This window comes from Waltera intestinalis, assembly GCF_009695995.1.
Lineage (GTDB): Bacteria > Bacillota > Clostridia > Lachnospirales > Lachnospiraceae > Acetatifactor > Acetatifactor intestinalis.
In genome coordinates, this window is record NZ_VUMU01000016.1 from 1 (window position 1) to 18,332 (window position 18,332).

Consider the following 18,332-nt stretch of genomic DNA (forward strand, 5'->3'; position numbering starts at 1 on the left):
GGAATGTCCCAGCCGGTATAAAAAGAAATAAATTTTCAAAGTGCAGTTTAAATATATAAAAAACCATCTCAAGCCCTGCAGCAATGCGGGGTTTTATGCTTGGTAGTACTCATGATTGAGGGCTTACGATCTTCTTCCGTATGGGGTTCTAATCCCTTCTGTCCGAAGGAGGACGCATACGATATTTTCTTCTTGTCATCCCTCACAAAATCAAGTTGGAAGAAATTCCCCCAATGTGACCCTTCTGTAAACTTAGAATTCCATACCTGATCGGATCCTACCACGAAGGCATCACAGCTGTCCTGAATCTCTGTCCATTCCCTTTCTTTTATACTATTTCATTAATAAATGAATAAACTGCCTCTTTCATTAAATTAATGATCGAATCTATTTCAAGTAATGCATTTATTGTATCCTTTCTATTTCCACTGTTCTCTCGACCTAAATCAGCAAAATTTCTCTCGATTTGAAGCGACGTCTGATACATTGTATCTATAATACTTTCATATTGTTCCATATCAAACATTTCACTGGATGTCTGTCTATTTTTTGTTAATATTTCCATTCTTTCAATCATTTCATGTAAATCATTTTCAAATTTCTGTTTCTCATGCACAATTATATTCCTATAGTCGTCATATAAAGATCGTCTACTATCATAATTATCAATTAAATCATATATTTTATCTAATACAGTTGCTGTATCTTCCTGATTCTCTATTCGATATTCATCCGGAATATTTACATCTTCTCGATATTGTGCACTCCCCATTCTATTTGTAATCACACAGCAACCCGAAATGGCAGCCTCTCTTGGTATTCTATCCTTTCCCGGATGATATCCAAAATCAATATATACCTTCGCATTTAACATTAACAATGTTATCTCTTGCGGAGAATAATTAATTAACGGTATCCATTTAATATCTGTTCTGCTTGCACTAGCTTCTATAAGTGGTTTTATTCTGTTATATCCTTTCTTAGGATTATATAATACATAATTTTTTCTTTCATAGGCTTCCTGATTATTTTTAGCTAATTCAACAATGTCATCATTTATATAATCCTGCAAATAGTAACATTCCTTAATTTTCCACTCATGTTTCAAAAACTTTTCCGCATAATATGATTGCACATAATGAATAACATTCTTTCTTGTACATAATCCAAAAATATCTGTTCTCTCTTTTTCAATATTATATGACATAAAATAGTGGTCTACGGATAACCACCATATCATCACAATACCTTTTTTGCATGTATCAACCAACTGTACTTGTGTTTCCGGCAACACCAAAATTGAATCTTCAGCATCAACATACTCACTAACATATTTCACATTATATTTAAAAAATCTTTCAGGGGTTGGAAATATCCCATCCCCTCCAATATACACAATATAATTTTCTATACCTTTTTTTGTTAGCAGTGAGCAAAATTGATGTAACAATTCTGTACCACCAGTTGCAATATTTGCCGGACACATAACAAAAAATCTCATTTTTATTTCTCCTTCTCCAAAGTAATAATTACAACGTATCATTTTAAAGTATTAATATACTATTTAGAATTTATCTTTTCTCGCTCTCACAATATATTGAAATGTCTCATACATGAAGCGTTGTGTTTCCGTCGATAAATCCAACAATGCTTCCATCAAAATTTCATCATTGGCTGATAAAGAAATACCTTTCGATGAAACCACTTCCATTTCATACCCTGCCTGCTGAAACATTTTCTCAATTTCAAAATATGTGAAGAAATGTACATGTGTCTTATCTAATAGTCCAGTCTCGGTATACTCAAATCTTCCGTTAAGCAGTTCTTTCATCACAGATATATGCATTATGTTTGGAATACAAGCAATAATGCAACCGTCTTCTTTTAATATTTTTCTACAAAATTCAATTACTGCTTGCGGATCCCTCAGATGTTCTAAAACATCCCCAAAAATAATATAGTCAAATTTCGTCTGTTCAAAATTTAATGTTTGCTCCTCTATATTATTGATTTGAATTGTTGTCACATGCATTGCAACCTTTGCAGCATTTGGATTTAATTCACTACCATATGTATTCACGTTTGGAAAAATATTTTTTATCTCAAGTAATGTTGCACCACAATCACACCCTACCTCCAAAACATTAAAGTTTTCCCAGTCTTCTCTGTCTATCAAATCAATCAAGCAATAATTAGGGAGCCAATTAAAGTAATGCATTTTCCATTTCTTTTCGAGTTTCTGAATCTGTAGCGTTTCCCTCTCCGCGCGACAACCTTTCTGTACATCCCACCATAAACATTCAGGACAAATCATTAATTTCCAGTCTGTTAATGTCGCCCGAATGCAATAGTCAAGCATTGATGTTCTTCTATCCCCAATATCCTCATCCATTTTTCCGAGGGCTCTTATTGTTTCTCTTTTCCATAGAATCGCAGCTGAATCTAAATTAAGTGTTCTTTTTCTTTTTCTTAGTGCCTCCATTGATAATGCCATATTAATAGCATTACTATAACTGGCTAATTCTGCCCTGTTTTGACATCCACAGAATCCATTAGATACGCCCCCTACTGCTCCTATATCACTCTCGCTATCAAGAATGGCTTTCATAGTAGACAAACACTGTGGTACAATTGTCATTCCTTCATCTATTAATAATACATCACTATCAATTTTTACCTCCGACATTACACCATTAAATATCTCCGAAAATGTCTGTGGTCCCTCATCCATATATATATACGTAATATCTAATTGTTCTTGTGCCCATTGAAATAATTTTCCTCCATCGGTGTTATCTACAACGATAACCGATAAGTCGTCGATATCATTAAAGGTTCTAATACTATCAATGGTAGCTATCCCCTGGCTAATATCTTCATTTACAAAAATAATTGCTGACACATTCCCCATTATGATTTCTCCATATAATCATATTTTTTCTATATTGTTATTAAATATATACGACATCATTTTTTCAACTCGCATTGTTAATGTATGTTTATCTCTTACTTTTTTGTATCCATTAATAGCGATTTGGATTCGTTCATCCTCATGAGATAGATAATACTCTATCTTTTGTTTCAAATCATTCAAGTCATAATATACTTCTATATCTTTACCTATATCAAAATATTCCTCTATTTCCGGCTGATAATTTGTTAAACAAAATCCGCCTACTGCCATAATGTCCCATATTCTTTGAGGGATTCCACTTTCAATACTACGTGAAGTAATGTTCAAATTTATTTTACTTACATAAAATACCTTTGGCATTTCCGTCCAATAATCCACCCATGGTTTAAATATTACTTTAGGTAATATTTTTTTATCAGTATTGTCTGTGTATAATACAACTTGATGCTTTTGCGAAAGTTCATTCAAAATATATAATCTTTCAATTTCATTACATTTTCTAGCCAATCGCATGCTCTCAAAATAATATCTCTTATCTATACAATAAAATCCCCACGTTTTGTTGGATTCTTTACTGCTTGCAAAACTAATAAGGTCATCAGACACTTTATCATATAGACTCGTTTTTTTATCCCATATGCATTGAATTTCTTTTAAAACACCTTCTGCTTCATCTAAATATTTCTTTTCTCCATTACTAAAAATTTCTTCAAAACCACGTTTATTATATAATCGCCCTACAAAAGATATATCCGCTTTATACTTCCGCTCATCTTTTTTGGTAACAACAACATTACCAAAGGTTTCCACTTCTGCAGCCAGAGGAAGGTAAAATAAATGTGGGATTTTTCTTTCTTGCATACGTTCATATTGCTTTCTATCAAAGACAGAAATGTAATTGCACTCATTTAACGCCTGTTCTGTATATAACTCCAGCAATGGTGAATCGTACACCCACGAAAAATACTTTACATTATATTCTTGACATGCTGCAGATACACTTGGGCAAAAATCATATGTACATACAAGGTCATAGTTTCCTTCTTCAAGGAATTCTTCTATCCTTTCTCTATCTTCTAAAAAATATTCGTTTAATCTCACTTCATATTTGGGTATAGTTACTTCGTGTCCCAATTTTATAAAGCTTGCCGGCAGTCCCATTAAAGTTATCATATTACTGTGAAGGAACAACACTCTTAAATAATTGCTATCAACCATATCAGAATATTCTTTTACAAATATTTCTCTATATTTTTCATAATTATAAAAATTAGGATGTCCACTTATGTGTATAACCCAATTGCATTTTTGTGCAGGAACTATAATTTTATATCCTCTTTTTCTAAATTCCATTGATTGTGATGCATCATAAAAATACCAACCGTCAAAAATATCTTCACGCCATGGAATATCTTCCCTCGTCACCATAAGTAGGCCATCTATTGTTTCAACTTCAGTATTCTTTTTATTTATGAAAATATTGCCGTTTTCTGTATTGCCATTTTCATTTAAGCGATAAAAATTTCCACATCTCTGAGAATGCCACATCACACCATCCTTTGAGAGTTTTTCTGTACCGATAACACCAATCATTCCAATTGTATTATCTTTTTTAAATATATCTAAAATCTTTTTAATAAAACTTTTTTCTATTATAAAAGTATCTTGATGCATATATACTTTATAACGTGCATCCGACGAATTCATTGCTTCGTTATATCCAGATGCCATTGATTTTGCACCCGCTACTGTCAAAACCTCTATTTCGTATTTCTGCGGTACCTCTAATAATTTCAAATACATCAAGCATTCATCCAATTGCTTCTGATTATCTGTACAAATAATAAAACATATTTTATTCTCGTTATAATTTTTCATTTTCATTAATCCGTTCTATATTATGTATTATCTCTAATATATCTCTATCAGGATTAGATATCTTTTTTAGACAATTTAGTGATTGATTCCATTGTCTTATTGTAATCCAACAATCAGCCTCCGCCAAAATAAAGTCATCATCCTGAGAAATACATGACTGTGCATATTGTAATAGTTCTATTGCTTTTATATATTCATTTTTTTGTGCTAATAATTGGCTTATTGAAATAACATTTTCTTTTTTACATTTGCTTTCTACCATCAGTATATAGCCTATTGCAATTCCACTTATTTCCTCTTCTATGATTTTATCAATACCCTGTTGAATATCTTGTTTTATAGCATTATTTTCAACCCGTAATATAGCGAATAAAATATCATAATATTTGGATTCTATTTCTTCTATGCTATGAGTCCTCCAAAAAATGTCTTTTTCTTCTTCAACACAAAGCATTCTTTTCTTTTCTTCTATCCATATTCTACAGAAGCTATCAAAAAAAAATAATTTATTGTCTTTCGTTTTTAAAAGTTGATATTGTTTCGATTTTAACATCCATCGTTGGATTTCAATAATTTTTTCAAATGATGTATCTTGCAATTTCTTATCTATTTCTTTATATAGTTCTGTTTTTTTTTCATGCTGTTCTTTAATCTGCATAATAACTCCTATTGCAGAAAAAGGAGTTGACATACGCCAACTCCTTTTTTCTATTGATAGCTGTTTTACAAATCTTACTGAAGTAAGGATAATACACCCTGATTAGACTGATTAGCCTGTGCCAGCATAGCCTGACCTGCCTGTGCCAGAATGTTATTATTGGAATACTTCACCATCTCTGTAGCCATATCAGTATCACGAATCTGGCTTTCAGCACTTGTAGTATTCTCAACTACGTTGTCCAAATTGTTAATGGTGTGCTCCAAACGGTTCTGAATAGCACCAAGATTAGATCTCTGTTCAGATACTGCTTTAATAGCACTCTTAATAGTGCTAATGGCGTTCTGTGCGCTAGATACACTTGTAACACCACTACTTGCTAATCCGTTAACAGAAATTCCAGATGCGCTCATTGCATTAATGGTAACAGAAATTCTATTTCCGCTATTGCTTTCTGATCCAACCTGTAAATCAACAGCACTAAAGGATCCATCCAACAGATTTTTCTCATTGAAAGTTGTAGTCTGAGATACACGATCAATTTCTGCTACCAACTGATCAACTTCCTTCTGAATATAAGACTGATCTTCAGACTGGTTAGTTCCGTTAGCCGCCTTAACTGCCAGTTCGTTCATTCTCTGAAGCATATCATGAACTTCGGTCAATGCGCCTTCAGCGGTCTGCACTGCAGAGATACCATCCTGAGCGTTAGCAGAAGCCTGTGTCAGACCTCTGATCTGTCTTCTCATCTTCTCGGAAATAGAAAGTCCTGCTGCATCATCTGCTGCTCTGTTGATCTTGTAACCGGATGATAACTTCTCAGTAGACTTAGCCTGAGTCTTGGTGGTGATGCCTAACATTCTGTTAGAGTTCATAGCTGTAAGATTGTGTTGTACTACCATAATATATTCCTCCTTGAATTGACGAGCGCTTCCCTGCGCTCCGTTGTTTGCTTTGGCAATGTCTGCTCCGGGCTCGCACTTCCCTTTACTTTCATCGCCATTGTCTTCCGTATCTCCGGCGTGCGAAACTTTTGATTTGGAAGAAGTTGTTAGGTAAGCTTTTTATTTGCTTTACTTGTTAAGTATATCGGAGAGTATTTTAGAAACTTAACCCCTTTTTGAAAAAATATTTGACTTTTTTATTTTTCCACTATATAGTATAGGAAAAGGAAGCAGTTTTTTACCACTTGTTTACTTATGTATTTCTGAGTGGCGTACTTGCTTCCTTTTTGAATGTTTGGATGTTCTAAGTCAGACTTCCAATTTTTCATGCATTGAAATCAATGGCGAAACACCTGAGTAAAACATTTTTAGAATGATTAAAATCCCTGTCTGATATTCCGACAGGGGCCGTATTTTAGATCATCCAAACCGGTATAATATAATTATTTCTGTCAATCGCACTAAGTCCCGGTTTCATGCAAACAACCGCGCCCTTAGCACGAGGTGTTGATGCCTTGTCGAGTAATTCAAATACCTTTACCAACTCTGTTCCGGGATTTGCAGTTTTCTTAATCTCAATCGGATTCAATATTCCATCATGTTCCAGGACAATATCAATCTCCCTGGCATCTTTATCACGATAATAGTACAAATACGGCTCTTTTCCACAATTCAGGTAGGTTTTTCGAATTTCTGCCACTACATAATTCTCTAGAATTGCTCCGTTCATAGCGCCGCATTCCAGCGTTTCCGCACTGCTCCATTTTGTCAGATAGCACACCAGGCCTGTATCATAGAAATACAATTTTGGTGTTTTCACAAGACGCTTTAACAAATTGTTGGAATACGGATGTAGGTAAAAAATAATTCCCAGTGTTTCCAAAATTGTCAGCCAATCCTTCGCCTGTGTCTGATTGATATCTGCATCTCTGGCAATCTCTGCCGCATTAACCATCTGACCGCATCTTGCAGCCACCGCGGTAATAAACCTGAGAAATTTAAGGGAATCTATGGCATCTGACAGTTCTCTTACGTCCCGCTCAATATAGGTGGACAAATAACTACTGTAAAAAAGCTGACTGTTGCTGTTAATGCCGCTTACAATAGCCGGCATAGAACCTCTATAGATTCGTTCAAAAATGCCTTTTGTATCCGCTTCCTCTCTCTCTTTCTGCCTTTCACTTAAATCCTCCAGTTCTACCGTGAACGGTTTCATCGTCCCTCCGGATATCTCTGCCTGTGACAGGGATGTAAGTGAAAGTACCGCTACTCTTCCCGCCAATGACTCCTGCACTCCCCGCATCAATTTAAACACCTGTGATCCCGTAAGCCAAAACGCCCCCGGTTCATGGTTTTTATCCACATATATCTTGATATAAGTAAATAATTCCGGTGCATATTGAACTTCATCAATCAATACAGGTGGCTTATGCAATTGTAAAAACAGTTCCGGATCCGTCTTAGCAATATTTCGTTCATTTAAATCATCCAGCGTTACATATCCTCGATTCGTTCCCTCCATCAGTTTTTGGAGCATTGTCGTCTTTCCTACCTGTCTCGGTCCCGTTACCAGGAGTATCGGATATTCCTTTGTTGCCTGACTTACTACATTCTCCAGATTTCTTTTTATATAATTCATATTTGCGACCCTCTTCGGCTAATCTACATTTCTATTATATTTTAGCCGAAGTTTTATAAAAAATCAACATGTTAAAAAAGGAAGCAAATATTTCTATCTGCTTCCTTTCATCCGTTGTATTTATTGTTTATTGTCGTACATTTGGGGTGGTACATATCCGGCGCCGCTCATGCTCTTGTAGTAGTCAAAGGCGCTCTTGGCACTCTTGCGTCTCTGGCCGATTCCGGCACGTTCTCTGGCGAAATAGTGCTCGACCAGCTTCTTGTTCCGGGCTTCCTGCGCCTGTACGGACATGCTGAGTTCTGTCACTTTGGCTACCTTGGCCTGCAGCTCCTTAATCTGTGTTGCGTAACGCTGTCTGTTGCCTTCCAGTTCTTTCGCCAGCTTTTCATACATGATTTCAAAGCCGTCATCCAGACGTACCACTTCATCGATCAGGTGCTGTTTTTCCTCCACTGCAGCATCGAACTGACTGATATCCACCTTCTCTGCGGAGAAGATTTCTTCCTGGCGTTTATTATATTCCTGAATCTTCTGTAATACTTCCAGCTTTCGATCCAGACTCTCGGATAATATCGTCAGATGACTTTCCATCAGATAGCCCCTTTCTCACGGTTGATGCGCATGACTTCCTTCCATGTATCTCGTACAGAATGAAGATGCATATTGACCTCTTCCAGGATTTCCTTATCTTTCTTGACATTTGCCTGAACCAATCTTTTGACCAAGTAGTCATAAATATTGATGAAATCCTGTGCTACGGGATATTTCGTATCCAGGGTAGACTGCAGGTATCCGATGATATTCTGCACCTTACGGATATTATTATGTGCCTTCTCAATATCTTTTTCTTCTATTGCCACTTCCGCAATATTGCAGAACTTGATAGCTCCTTCATAGAGCATCAGTGTCAGTTCCGCAGGGGAAGCTGTCAACACTTTACTGTTATTGTACTGCGCATAGGCATTAGGTAACGCCATATCATGATCCTCCTAACAAGCTTGTCACCGCACTGGAATTGCTCTGCAGCTTTGCAAGAGCCGTCTCCATCTTGGAGAACTTGGAATACCATTTATCCTCGTAATCGTTCAGCTTCTCTTCCAGCTCGGAGATCTTTGTCTTATAATCATTATAATCCGAAGTCATCTTCTTGTCATCATAAAAACTTCCATAAGAGCGATATCCGTCTACAGATTTGGACAGATCACTCATCTTGGTATACAGGGTCTTAGACAATGATGAGAAGAAAGAGATGACCGTATCCGGATCATTGCTGATCATGCTCTTCAGCACATCGGATTTACCGGAGGTATTGGCATCATCCGGATCTCCTGCAATGTGATAAGCATTTTTCTCATTATCCGCTGCTTCGAAGTAACCCAGTGTCTCAATGCCAAAGTCGCTGAGGTACATAGTCTTACCGTTCACATCCACACCACCGGACATGATCTCTTTCAGTGCAGAGCTTACGGTAGACAGGTTACTGTCTCTGCGAAGCAGGGCATCCTTGATCTTGGTCTCGTATTTCTCTACCTCAGAATCGGACATCGCATCTTTCTCATCATCTGTCAGAGGCTCATATCCCTTGGCCGAATCCGCATTGTACAGTTTGTCCATCTCATTGATGATGGAGTTGTACTCCTTCAGGAAGCTCTTCACCATATCATAGATACCATCGACATCATCTTCGGTGGTAACGGTGATGTCTTCACCGGCCTTCGTCTCATTGAGGGCGGTAAAGGTCAGTCCGTTGATCTCGAATACATTGGTACTTCCGGTGAACTCGGCACCGTTTAACGTGATCATGGCATCCTGTCCGCTGACCTTGGTAGCCCCGGTAGCCGTATAGCTTCCGTTATTGATGGCTGTGATCACTTCGGATGCGTATTTTGCCTGAGACAGATAGCTGTTATTTACCTGGTCCTTCAAATTCTGTGTGGCTTCTGCGGTATAAGTTGCATTACCGTCCGCATCGGTACCTTCTGTTACAGTAATATGCTTCTGTATATCTGCAATCTTCGTATCTGCATCGGTGATGCTCTTCTGTGTGCTTTCCAGAGACTGGGCATCCGTCTTCTTTTCAGACAATGCCTTAATCTCCTCATTCAGCGTATCCAGTTCCTTCTGTGCAGTATCTTTTTCAACACCATCTGTCAGATTCTTGATCTTTTCTTCCAGCTCGGTCTTCTCTTTCTGCTTTGCTTCCAACTGTTTCGTATAGTTTTCTACAGTATCCAGGCTGGAATCCTTATATTTTTCATTGATCTCATCAATCTTTTTCTGTGCATCACTCTTGGTACTGAGCAGGGACTTATACTGTTCCAGGTAACTGCTTACTTTGGAATCAATATCCTTTGTGATGCGACCATCCTTGTTAATATTTGCAAGAGTAGCTGCATCGTCGCCGCTTACATAGAAAGCCGCATACTCCTGGTATTTTGCAAGTGTTGCCTTATCTCCCTTGTCTCCGGTCAGTCCTACTTTCAGACCCAGTGCAGCTAACGCTGCGTCACCGGTACTGTCGGAAGCTGTAATACTAAAGTCGTTATCGGCACCGGATGCGGAAGCGCTGACGAAGAATCTCTGGTTCTTCGCATCAAAATTGGCATTAACGCCTGCTTCCTTCAGTTTATTCAGCACATCGGAAATGGTACTGTCACCATTTACGGTAATATCCACACTCTTACCGCCGGCCGTGATATTAAAAGTACCTTCTCCGGTCACGCCGAGATCACTCAACTTGGATGCCGCGGTCAGGCTGCTACCATCGGCAGCTTTGATCTGTGCGCCGGTGAGGTAGCCGGTCTTCGCCAGCTGGTTGATCTGCAGAGACTGTACACCGTTCACCGCATTTTCGCCGGTGATCACGCTGACTGCATTACTGTTGGATACTTTTGTGGTCCTCTTGCTGTAAGAAGACACAAAGCGCATATTAGCGACATATTTTGCCTGCAGGTTTTTCAGTTTGGTATTTAATTCTTTCCAGGCATCCTGCTTCCACTGCAGTTTGGTCTGTGCCTTTTTGGCATCATCCACCTTGGTCTGCTTGACAGATACCAGTTCCTGTATGATGCTTTCGGTGTCCATACCGGACATCAGGCCGGACATTCTCATTGCCATAATGTATTCCTCCTAACTTAACGCTTCTCATCTACCAGGATACCGGCTAACTCCCACACTTTGGCGATCATGTCCAGGGTCTTCTCGGGAGGGAGCTCCTTGATCACTTTTTTGGTATCCTTATCTATGATCTTGATGGTTACGCGGTTGGTTGCCTCATGGATGCCGAAGACCGCTTCGGAATGAGACATCATGCTCTTGTTCAGCTTCTCTACCGCCTTCTTGATCTGCTCATTGGTCATAGACTGTTGCTGTTCCCCATTGGGATCGGCAGAAGTATTGTTCTGTTCTCTGCCCTGGGCATTCTCGACGACTGCAGTCGTCTGATCGATCTTGTCTATTGGCTTTACATTGGCGGGATTGTATTCAGAGGCGTTTTCCTCTGCGGTCACTTTTGTAGCTGCATTCTTGGCAGCGGCCGTATTCTGTGCCTGCACTGTCATGATACTGGAAATCGGTTCTATGGTCATAATGGTCACCTCCGTGTGATAAAAGCGCCTTCCGTGGGCGCACGACCTTTGTTCTCTAAGCTTTTTATCGGTTACTTTTCTCGAAAAATTAATAGGAGCTGCAAAATTTTGCACCTCCTATGGCTAATTTCCAATTTTATCTTCTGCTTATCCTAACAGATTCTTCAGTGCTTCCATACCGTCCGCATCCACCGAAGCCCTGTTGGCTTCCTGGATCTGTAGGTATACTTCCTTGCGGTAGATGGGCACTTCCTTGGGAGCGGAGATACCGATCTTGACCTGGTCGCCCTTCACTTCCAGGACGGTGATCTCGATGTCATTGTTGATGATGATCGCTTCGTTTTTCTTACGGGACAATGCCAGCATCTTACTCACCCGCCTTTCTGGTTTTCAGGATATCGTAGATGGGGAATTTCACGGGATACTGGTTGCCTTCGAGGATGATCTGACATGCCTTACGCTCTTCCACATTGATGACAAAGGGTCCCTGGAGGTTCACGGTCATCTTCGTCAGATCGGAAGGCACAGTCACAGTCACCATGACCAGAATATTCTCAGGCGTAAGTGTTCCCACACCGGTAAGTAATTCATCATCCACCTCGGGATCATATTCCGGATTTACTAACAGAGGATCCATGACAGGCATGGCAAATCCCGGTTCTTCGATGGACTGCAGATAACGGATACCGGCACTGCTGCCTTTTTCCTCGTCATGCAGCATGGTGAAATGCTTCAGCTCCGGGAATCCGATGATTCCTTTATCAAATGTGATGATCTTGTTATCCGCGATCTCTACTTCTCCAAATATTTTTGTCTGAATCTTCATAGAATACCTATGCCTTTCCGTACCTGCAAGCTTTCAGGTACTTCCGTATTTTTTACACTATCCTCTTAGATAAAGTTCAAAAGTGTGGTCTGCATGACTTTACCGGTAGCCATCAGTGCAGCTTCGTAGGTCATCTCCGCACTCTTTAAGTTAATAGCGGTCTCTGTCACATCAATATCTTCGTTTTCACTCTTTAATGTCTCAAAAGTAGTCTTCTGGCTCTTCATACGGTTCTCGATCAACTCCAGTTTGCTGCTTCTGGTACCGCAGTTAGTGATGCACAGGTTGGCATCATCGAGATATCCCTGGAAGGTGGTAATGCTGCTCTCGAACAGCTTCTGGCACTTATCCTTGGACAGAGTCAGTGCTTTTTCCACGGCTTCCATCTGCTTTTTCAGGATATCCGCATCGCCGCCGGCAGCATTCTCCTGCAGACCTTCGATCTTGGTCTTCACCGCCTCCAGATCCAGCACATCCTGCATCGCCTGTACCAGGTCATCCACGGTACGGCCGATTCCGTGCTGGAAGCACTCATCTGCAGTGGAATTTACACGGATGGTCTGATTGAAGCCCACATCATATTCGATCACCTGTCTGTCCTCATCATCCTGTGTATATTTCTCATTATATTTTATTGTCTTGCCATCCACGGTGGCATCACACTTGAAGTAATGCTCCGGCCGCAGATCTCCCTTCACCCAGTGATTCTTCTGATAGGTTACCTGAATCTCACCCTCATTTTTACCGGAAGTGGCAGGATCATCCTTGCAATCCATCAGGGTCTTGTAGCGGTTCTCGCCCAGGAGCAGTTCTCCGGTCTCCGGTACATACACGATAGCATCAGGGTTACCGGCTACCTTGCTGTAGGGATCCGCGGTAGAGGAAATTTCCTCAATGGCCGGCTGGTGGGTATTCTGATCCGGCCATGTTACCTCCTGATAGCTGCCATCCGCCTGTTTCTTCTGAAAAGAAATGGAGAGAGTGCCGTTCTTTTTACAGTCATTATAGGACAGCTGAATACGATATACCTCCTTGGCCTTGACATCCTGTTCTGATATCTTATCAAAGCCCGCATCTTTATAATTCGCTGCGGTGATATCCAGCAGTTTACCGGTATTTACCTTGGTCAGCTTAGTGATGGAGCTGTTGCCCAGCTGCTCGGTGATATTGTATTCCGTGTTGTATTCCTTGTCAAAGCTTAAGGAAGTATCGGTACGATATCCGGTAAACACATAGCGTCCGGCGTAGTCGGCATCGCCGGTGCTGTAGACTTCATCTCCAAGGGCTTTCAACTGTTCGAGAATGATCTGGCGGTCTTCTGCCTTCAGGTCTCCGTTGGAGCCTTTCGTAGACTGTTTGATCATGCTTGTGATGATCTCTGTCAGATTCTTCAGTGCATCTTCCGTCACGTTCAGCCAGCTCTCCGCATCGGGGATATTCTTGCTGTAATACTGGGTCACTTCCGTTACGTTGCTTCGCAGGCGCAGGGCACGGATCGATACCACCGGGTCATCGGAAGGGCGGTTCACCTTCTTCTGGGTGGACATCTGTGTGCTCAGTTTATCCTGATATACTTTGTTCGTATTGATATTGGACAGATTATTACGTTGCATGATCTTGTTCGTAATTCTCATTTTGGTCCTTGTCCTTTCTCTCTATAGAATTCCATACCATTTTCATACTAGACTCCGGTCTCCAGGATCAGTCTGTCATAGATCTCCGTCAGGGTCTGGATCATCTTGGAAGCCAGATTGTATCCGTTCTGGTATTTCACCAGGTTCACCGCTTCTTCATCCTCATCGACACCGGAGATGGAGATTCTCTGATTATCGATAGTAGCGGAGATATCCTTAAAGCTTGCATAAAAGGTATTCGCTCTGGAAGCGTTCAAAGCCACATCCGACAGAATACACTGTAAAAATTCGGAAGCATTACATCCTCGGAAGCTCATCTTCGTCTTATCTGTGGCAAGATTCTTCAGATCGTTCAACAGGTCGTTCTGTTCCACACCGTCCGCGGCATCCTTTCGGTTCGCCATCAGTCCGGGATCCTGTTCGATAGCCTCCAGAATGTCGAAATTCTTCGCTGTCAGGCGATAGTAACTGTCGTCGTTGACCTTTACCGTCATTTTGCTGCCGGCCTTTTTTTCCTGCTTGTCATATCGCTTCGCCGCATCATCCAGCAGGAACTGCTCACCACCGGTAGCTTTATTACCGGTGAACATCTTCACGCCGGGATCCCCGTTTCCGCTGTAGCCGGAGGTGAGAATATCGTTAAATTTCTGAGAGAAGGTACGGATCCACTCATTCATCTGGTTCATGTAATAAGGGATGCCCTGATAGGACAGGTCGGTACCGATCTCTGCCTTTTTCCCCACACGGTCATTGGTAATTCCCCGGGGATTCTTCTCACTGTCCGATAAAGTAAATGTATAGGAGTAAGTGGCGTTGCCGTTCGCATCATATTCGCAGGTATATTCCCAGGAATCATAGTAGAATTCCTGATTGCCCAGATCCAGGATGCCTCCCTGATCCGATAGATTACATTTATTCAGGTCCTGCAGATAAGCCTTGGTTACTTTTACGGTTACGGTATCATGGGTCTTGCCGTCTGCCGTGGTCGTCGTGCCGGTGGCGGTCACCTGTCCGGTGAAATTCTCGCCGTTGTTGCCGTCACGCATCTGGATCAGTCCTGCCAGATCACCGCCCATGGATGCATTGTACAGGTTGAACTTCTGCCCGTCCGCCCAGTAGACTTCATAGAGACCGTCGATATCGGTCTGGTTTACTTTCTCATAGGAGGTTCTTGCCACACATTCGAGACCGTTGTAATCACTGCCGTCTACCAGCATCTGGCCTCCGGCGATCTTGACCATATATCTGTTGGCACCGGTCTCACGGTTCTCATTGTTGGCATCGATGATCGGTGTCTCTTTGACTTGCACGTCCACGATCTTGGACAATTCATCGATCAGCAGGGTTCTGCGGTCACGGAGCTCGTTTGCTTTCACTCCGGTCAGTTCGATGGTATTGATCTGTTTATTTAAAGTAGCGACTTCGCCGGCGATGGAGTTGATCTCATCTACCTTCAGCTTGATCTCCTGGTTGATGTCTTTCTGAACCTTTTCCAGGTTGCCCGCCATGCCGTTGAAATACTCGGTCAGTGCTCCGGCATATCCTACGAATTGGGACTTGGCTGTGTCACTGCTTGGGTCTTTCAACAATGCCTGCATACCGGTCACCATCAGCTGATCGAAGATGGTCTTGAAGCCGGTGCTTTTGCCGTCATCATCAAAATACGTCTCCAGCTGCTGCATGTAATACTGCTTCATATCGTATTCGCCCAGCTGTGCATTGTTGTCCCAGAATCTTCCGTCATAGAACTCATCGCGGACGCGCTCGATGGCCAGTGTCTCTACACCGGCGCCGGCACAGCCGTAGGTCTGGAATACACGCAACGCATTGGATGCCTGCTGGGTTACCTGCTGTCTGCTGTAGCCTTCCGTCTGTACATTGGCGATATTGTTGGACGTGGTGTTCATGGCAGCATTGCTGGCCAGCAGTCCTGTATATGCAATATTTAATCCAAAAAATTGTGAGGGCATTCTATATCGCCTCCTATACTCCTAATGTGGAAATAATATGCTCCAGCATCTCGCTGATCACATTGATATATCGGCTGGATGCGTTGTATGCATTCTGGAACTTGATCATATTGGACAGTTCCTCGTCCGTGGAGACACCGACCACCTGCTCTCTGGCACTCTGTGTGGCTTCCACGGTGTTGACCTGGTTCTCATAAATGCTCCGGAACACATATCCGGAGTTCGCTACCTGTGATACCAGATCCGTATAATAATCTACAAAAGTAGTCTTTTTCTGTACGTTGGGATTCAGCGTATAGGCTTCTTCGGTAAACGCTGCCTTCAGTGCATCCGCTGTTTCCTTATCTTCTGAGCCATCAGCCAGACGGAAGCCCAGCTTGGAAGGCTCCTGCAGTAATGTGGGATTCACCTGCAGATTGCCGATGGTGTAGAGGCTCTCAGGCTTTTCCGCCGTTTCCTCGTTCATGACCCAGTAGTCCTTGCCGTCTTTCCCTGTCACCTTGCGATAGCCGTCTGTCGTCACCTTGGTAAATAACTGGATCGGAGTACCATCATCCATGCACATATAACCGTCGGACTCCACCGCACAATACTTTACATTTGTAAGCTTTGTGCCGTCTGCCAGCTCCAGATCTCCGCTCTGTACCCCGGCTGCATCTGCCAGGATATCATTGATCTTCGTCACCACATTGTGGATCATCTGGTCAAATTCACCCTGTATGTTCATAACGACCGATTGGGATACGCTGTCGTATTTTCCCTCTGCCAGGTCGGTATAGTTGGCTCTGTGATCACCTCTGGCCAAAAGCATAGCCTTCAGCCCGCCGATGTCAGTTCCCAGATCCGATGAGATCTCGATGGAGAGATCAAACACTTCCGCGCCGTCGATATTATAGACTCTGGTGCCGTCATCCCTTGTAGTATAAGAAGCATTCATGGGCCAGAACGGTGTCACGAAGCCGGTAGCTTCGTCCGTCTTCATGGCGATCTCATAGCAGGTTCCGTCCTTGACGAAATCCACACCCTCGATCTGTACGGATACACTGCCGTATCTGTCCTCCGAAAAGCTCATATTGGTCAGCTCTGCCAGTTCATCGAGGATCTGATTTCTCGCATCCCGCAGGTCATTGGCATGCTCAATACCACCGCTCTCAATGGCACGTATCTGATCATTTAATGTCAGCAGCTGATTGCCGTATTTATTGATCTTATCCACATTCTGTCTGATCTGTGTATTCAGGTTGTCCTGATAGGAGCTTAAGCCATCATATACCGCACTTGCTCTCTGCACGAATTCGGATGCTCTCTGTACGATCAGTCCCTGCGTCACGGAGCTGCTGGGATCCTTGGAAAGCTCCTGTACTGCAGTCCAGAAATCGGTCATGGTCGTCTGAAAAGCCTCGCCGTTCAACTCTCCCAGCTGGCTCTCTACTTCTTCCATGACTTCCGTGGACACTTCATAGAACATACTGCGTCCGGATTCCTTGCGGTATGTTTTGTCCAGGAAATAATCTCTGACCTGTTTTACACGGGAATATGTGACACCCAGACCCGTCTGTTTGTTGGCAATAGACTTCGGATCTGTAGATAATGTGACATAAGCTCTGTTAGATTGCTGTACCTGTTGTCTGGTATAGCCTGTGGTGTCCACATTAGAAAGATTATGCGCTGTGGTATTCAGCGCATTCTGACTTGTCTGTAATCCGGACGATCCAATATATAAACTACCCATTAATGGCATGAACTCTCACCTCTGTATCTTACTGCTTGGCATCGAAACCATGATCGATAACGCCCATGGTATCTCCTGCATTGTAAGCTCCGCGATTGTAATTGGCTGTCTCGGGTGCTGTCTTCGCCGCCTGGAGGAGATTCATCTCGAACTCCACCATCTCCAGTGCACTGTTTAACAGTTCACTGTTCTGCTCGTTGATACGTTTCAGTCCCCGGACTGCTGCCTGTAATCTGTCATGTGCTTCTGCCAGTGCCTGCTGCTCCGCAGGGCGTGCAGATAACATGGTGATCAGATTGGGCAGCTTCAGCTCTTTAACATCCCTGTTCAATACATCGGCTATGTCCGCAGTCACTCCCGCTCTCTGTCTGTCGAGATTATGGATCCTGCTTACAAGCTCCTGCTCCTCGTCCGTGATCTTCTGTAATTCTGCAAGATCACCGCCTGCTATGATCGGTGTCTTGCGTTGTGATAACTGAAGCAGAGCTTCGTACTCCGTACTCTCTCTGCCTAATACATCTATCAGGTTTTCCATTAAACTAGCCAA

16 protein-coding genes are annotated in these 18,332 nt (G+C 42.1%); all 16 read right to left on the minus strand.

All coding sequences use genetic code 11. The annotated features are described in order from the left end of the window. Positions 1-328: 328 nt before the first annotated feature. The 16 genes from FYJ59_RS11480 to FYJ59_RS11555 all read right to left on the minus strand — a co-directional run bounded on the left by FYJ59_RS11480 (position 329) and on the right by FYJ59_RS11555 (position 18,332). Positions 329-1,501, minus strand: a complete 1,173-nt coding sequence (locus FYJ59_RS11480) for a UDP-galactopyranose mutase (RefSeq protein ID WP_154497389.1) — start codon at positions 1,499-1,501, stop codon at positions 329-331. A gap of 63 nt (positions 1,502-1,564) precedes the next feature. Beyond that, a complete protein-coding gene (locus tag FYJ59_RS11485) occupies positions 1,565-2,911 on the minus strand; it encodes a bifunctional glycosyltransferase/class I SAM-dependent methyltransferase (protein ID WP_154497391.1) in 1,347 nt (448 codons plus the stop codon). A gap of 18 nt (positions 2,912-2,929) precedes the next feature. Next, positions 2,930-4,792: a glycosyltransferase gene (locus FYJ59_RS11490; protein ID WP_154497393.1), complete on the minus strand. Its 1,863-nt coding sequence runs from the start codon at positions 4,790-4,792 to the stop codon at positions 2,930-2,932. Continuing rightward, on the minus strand, positions 4,779-5,450 hold the full coding sequence (locus tag FYJ59_RS11495) for a hypothetical protein (protein WP_154497395.1): 672 nt from the start codon (positions 5,448-5,450) through the stop codon (positions 4,779-4,781). The genes FYJ59_RS11490 and FYJ59_RS11495 overlap by 14 nt, the downstream gene beginning before the upstream one ends. A gap of 74 nt (positions 5,451-5,524) precedes the next feature. Continuing rightward, positions 5,525-6,352, minus strand: coding sequence for a flagellin N-terminal helical domain-containing protein (locus FYJ59_RS11500; RefSeq protein WP_154497397.1), 828 nt, complete (start codon positions 6,350-6,352; stop codon positions 5,525-5,527). 457 nt (positions 6,353-6,809) lie between these two features. Then, positions 6,810-8,033, minus strand: a complete 1,224-nt coding sequence (locus FYJ59_RS11505; protein WP_154497399.1) for an ATP-binding protein — start codon at positions 8,031-8,033, stop codon at positions 6,810-6,812. A 120-nt stretch (positions 8,034-8,153) separates the two neighbouring features. Further along, the gene (gene flgN, locus FYJ59_RS11510; RefSeq protein WP_154497401.1) at positions 8,154-8,627 is read right to left on the minus strand and encodes a flagellar export chaperone FlgN; all 474 of its coding nucleotides are present in this window, start codon (positions 8,625-8,627) and stop codon (positions 8,154-8,156) included. Further along, entirely contained in the window at positions 8,627-9,013 is a 387-nt protein-coding gene (fliS, locus tag FYJ59_RS11515) for a flagellar export chaperone FliS (RefSeq protein WP_154497403.1), read from the minus strand. Before fliS ends, flgN begins: the two co-directional genes overlap by 1 nt. A 1-nt stretch (position 9,014) precedes the next feature. Then, positions 9,015-11,153: a flagellar filament capping protein FliD gene (gene fliD, locus FYJ59_RS11520; protein ID WP_154497405.1), complete on the minus strand. Its 2,139-nt coding sequence runs from the start codon at positions 11,151-11,153 to the stop codon at positions 9,015-9,017. A 17-nt stretch (positions 11,154-11,170) separates the two neighbouring features. After that, complete coding sequence (locus FYJ59_RS11525) at positions 11,171-11,623, minus strand: flagellar protein FlaG (protein WP_154497407.1); 453 nt, start codon at positions 11,621-11,623, stop codon at positions 11,171-11,173. Positions 11,624-11,770: 147 nt separating this feature from the next. Further along, positions 11,771-11,989, minus strand: coding sequence for a carbon storage regulator CsrA (gene csrA / locus FYJ59_RS11530; protein ID WP_154497593.1), 219 nt, complete (start codon positions 11,987-11,989; stop codon positions 11,771-11,773). A gap of 1 nt (position 11,990) precedes the next feature. Then, positions 11,991-12,449, minus strand: a complete 459-nt coding sequence (fliW, locus tag FYJ59_RS11535; RefSeq protein ID WP_154497409.1) for a flagellar assembly protein FliW — start codon at positions 12,447-12,449, stop codon at positions 11,991-11,993. A gap of 65 nt (positions 12,450-12,514) precedes the next feature. Then, positions 12,515-14,083: a flagellin N-terminal helical domain-containing protein gene (locus FYJ59_RS11540; protein ID WP_154497411.1), complete on the minus strand. Its 1,569-nt coding sequence runs from the start codon at positions 14,081-14,083 to the stop codon at positions 12,515-12,517. A gap of 47 nt (positions 14,084-14,130) precedes the next feature. Next, a complete protein-coding gene (gene flgK, locus FYJ59_RS11545; protein WP_154497413.1) occupies positions 14,131-16,053 on the minus strand; it encodes a flagellar hook-associated protein FlgK in 1,923 nt (640 codons plus the stop codon). 13 nt (positions 16,054-16,066) lie between these two features. Next, positions 16,067-17,785 carry a flagellar hook-associated protein FlgK gene (gene flgK / locus FYJ59_RS11550; RefSeq protein WP_205839532.1) on the minus strand — a complete coding sequence of 573 codons (1,719 nt, stop codon included), beginning with the start codon at positions 17,783-17,785 and terminating at the stop codon, positions 16,067-16,069. Positions 17,786-17,813: 28 nt separating this feature from the next. Further along, positions 17,814-18,332 carry a flagellar protein FlgN gene (locus FYJ59_RS11555; RefSeq protein WP_235898027.1) on the minus strand — a complete coding sequence of 173 codons (519 nt, stop codon included), beginning with the start codon at positions 18,330-18,332 and terminating at the stop codon, positions 17,814-17,816.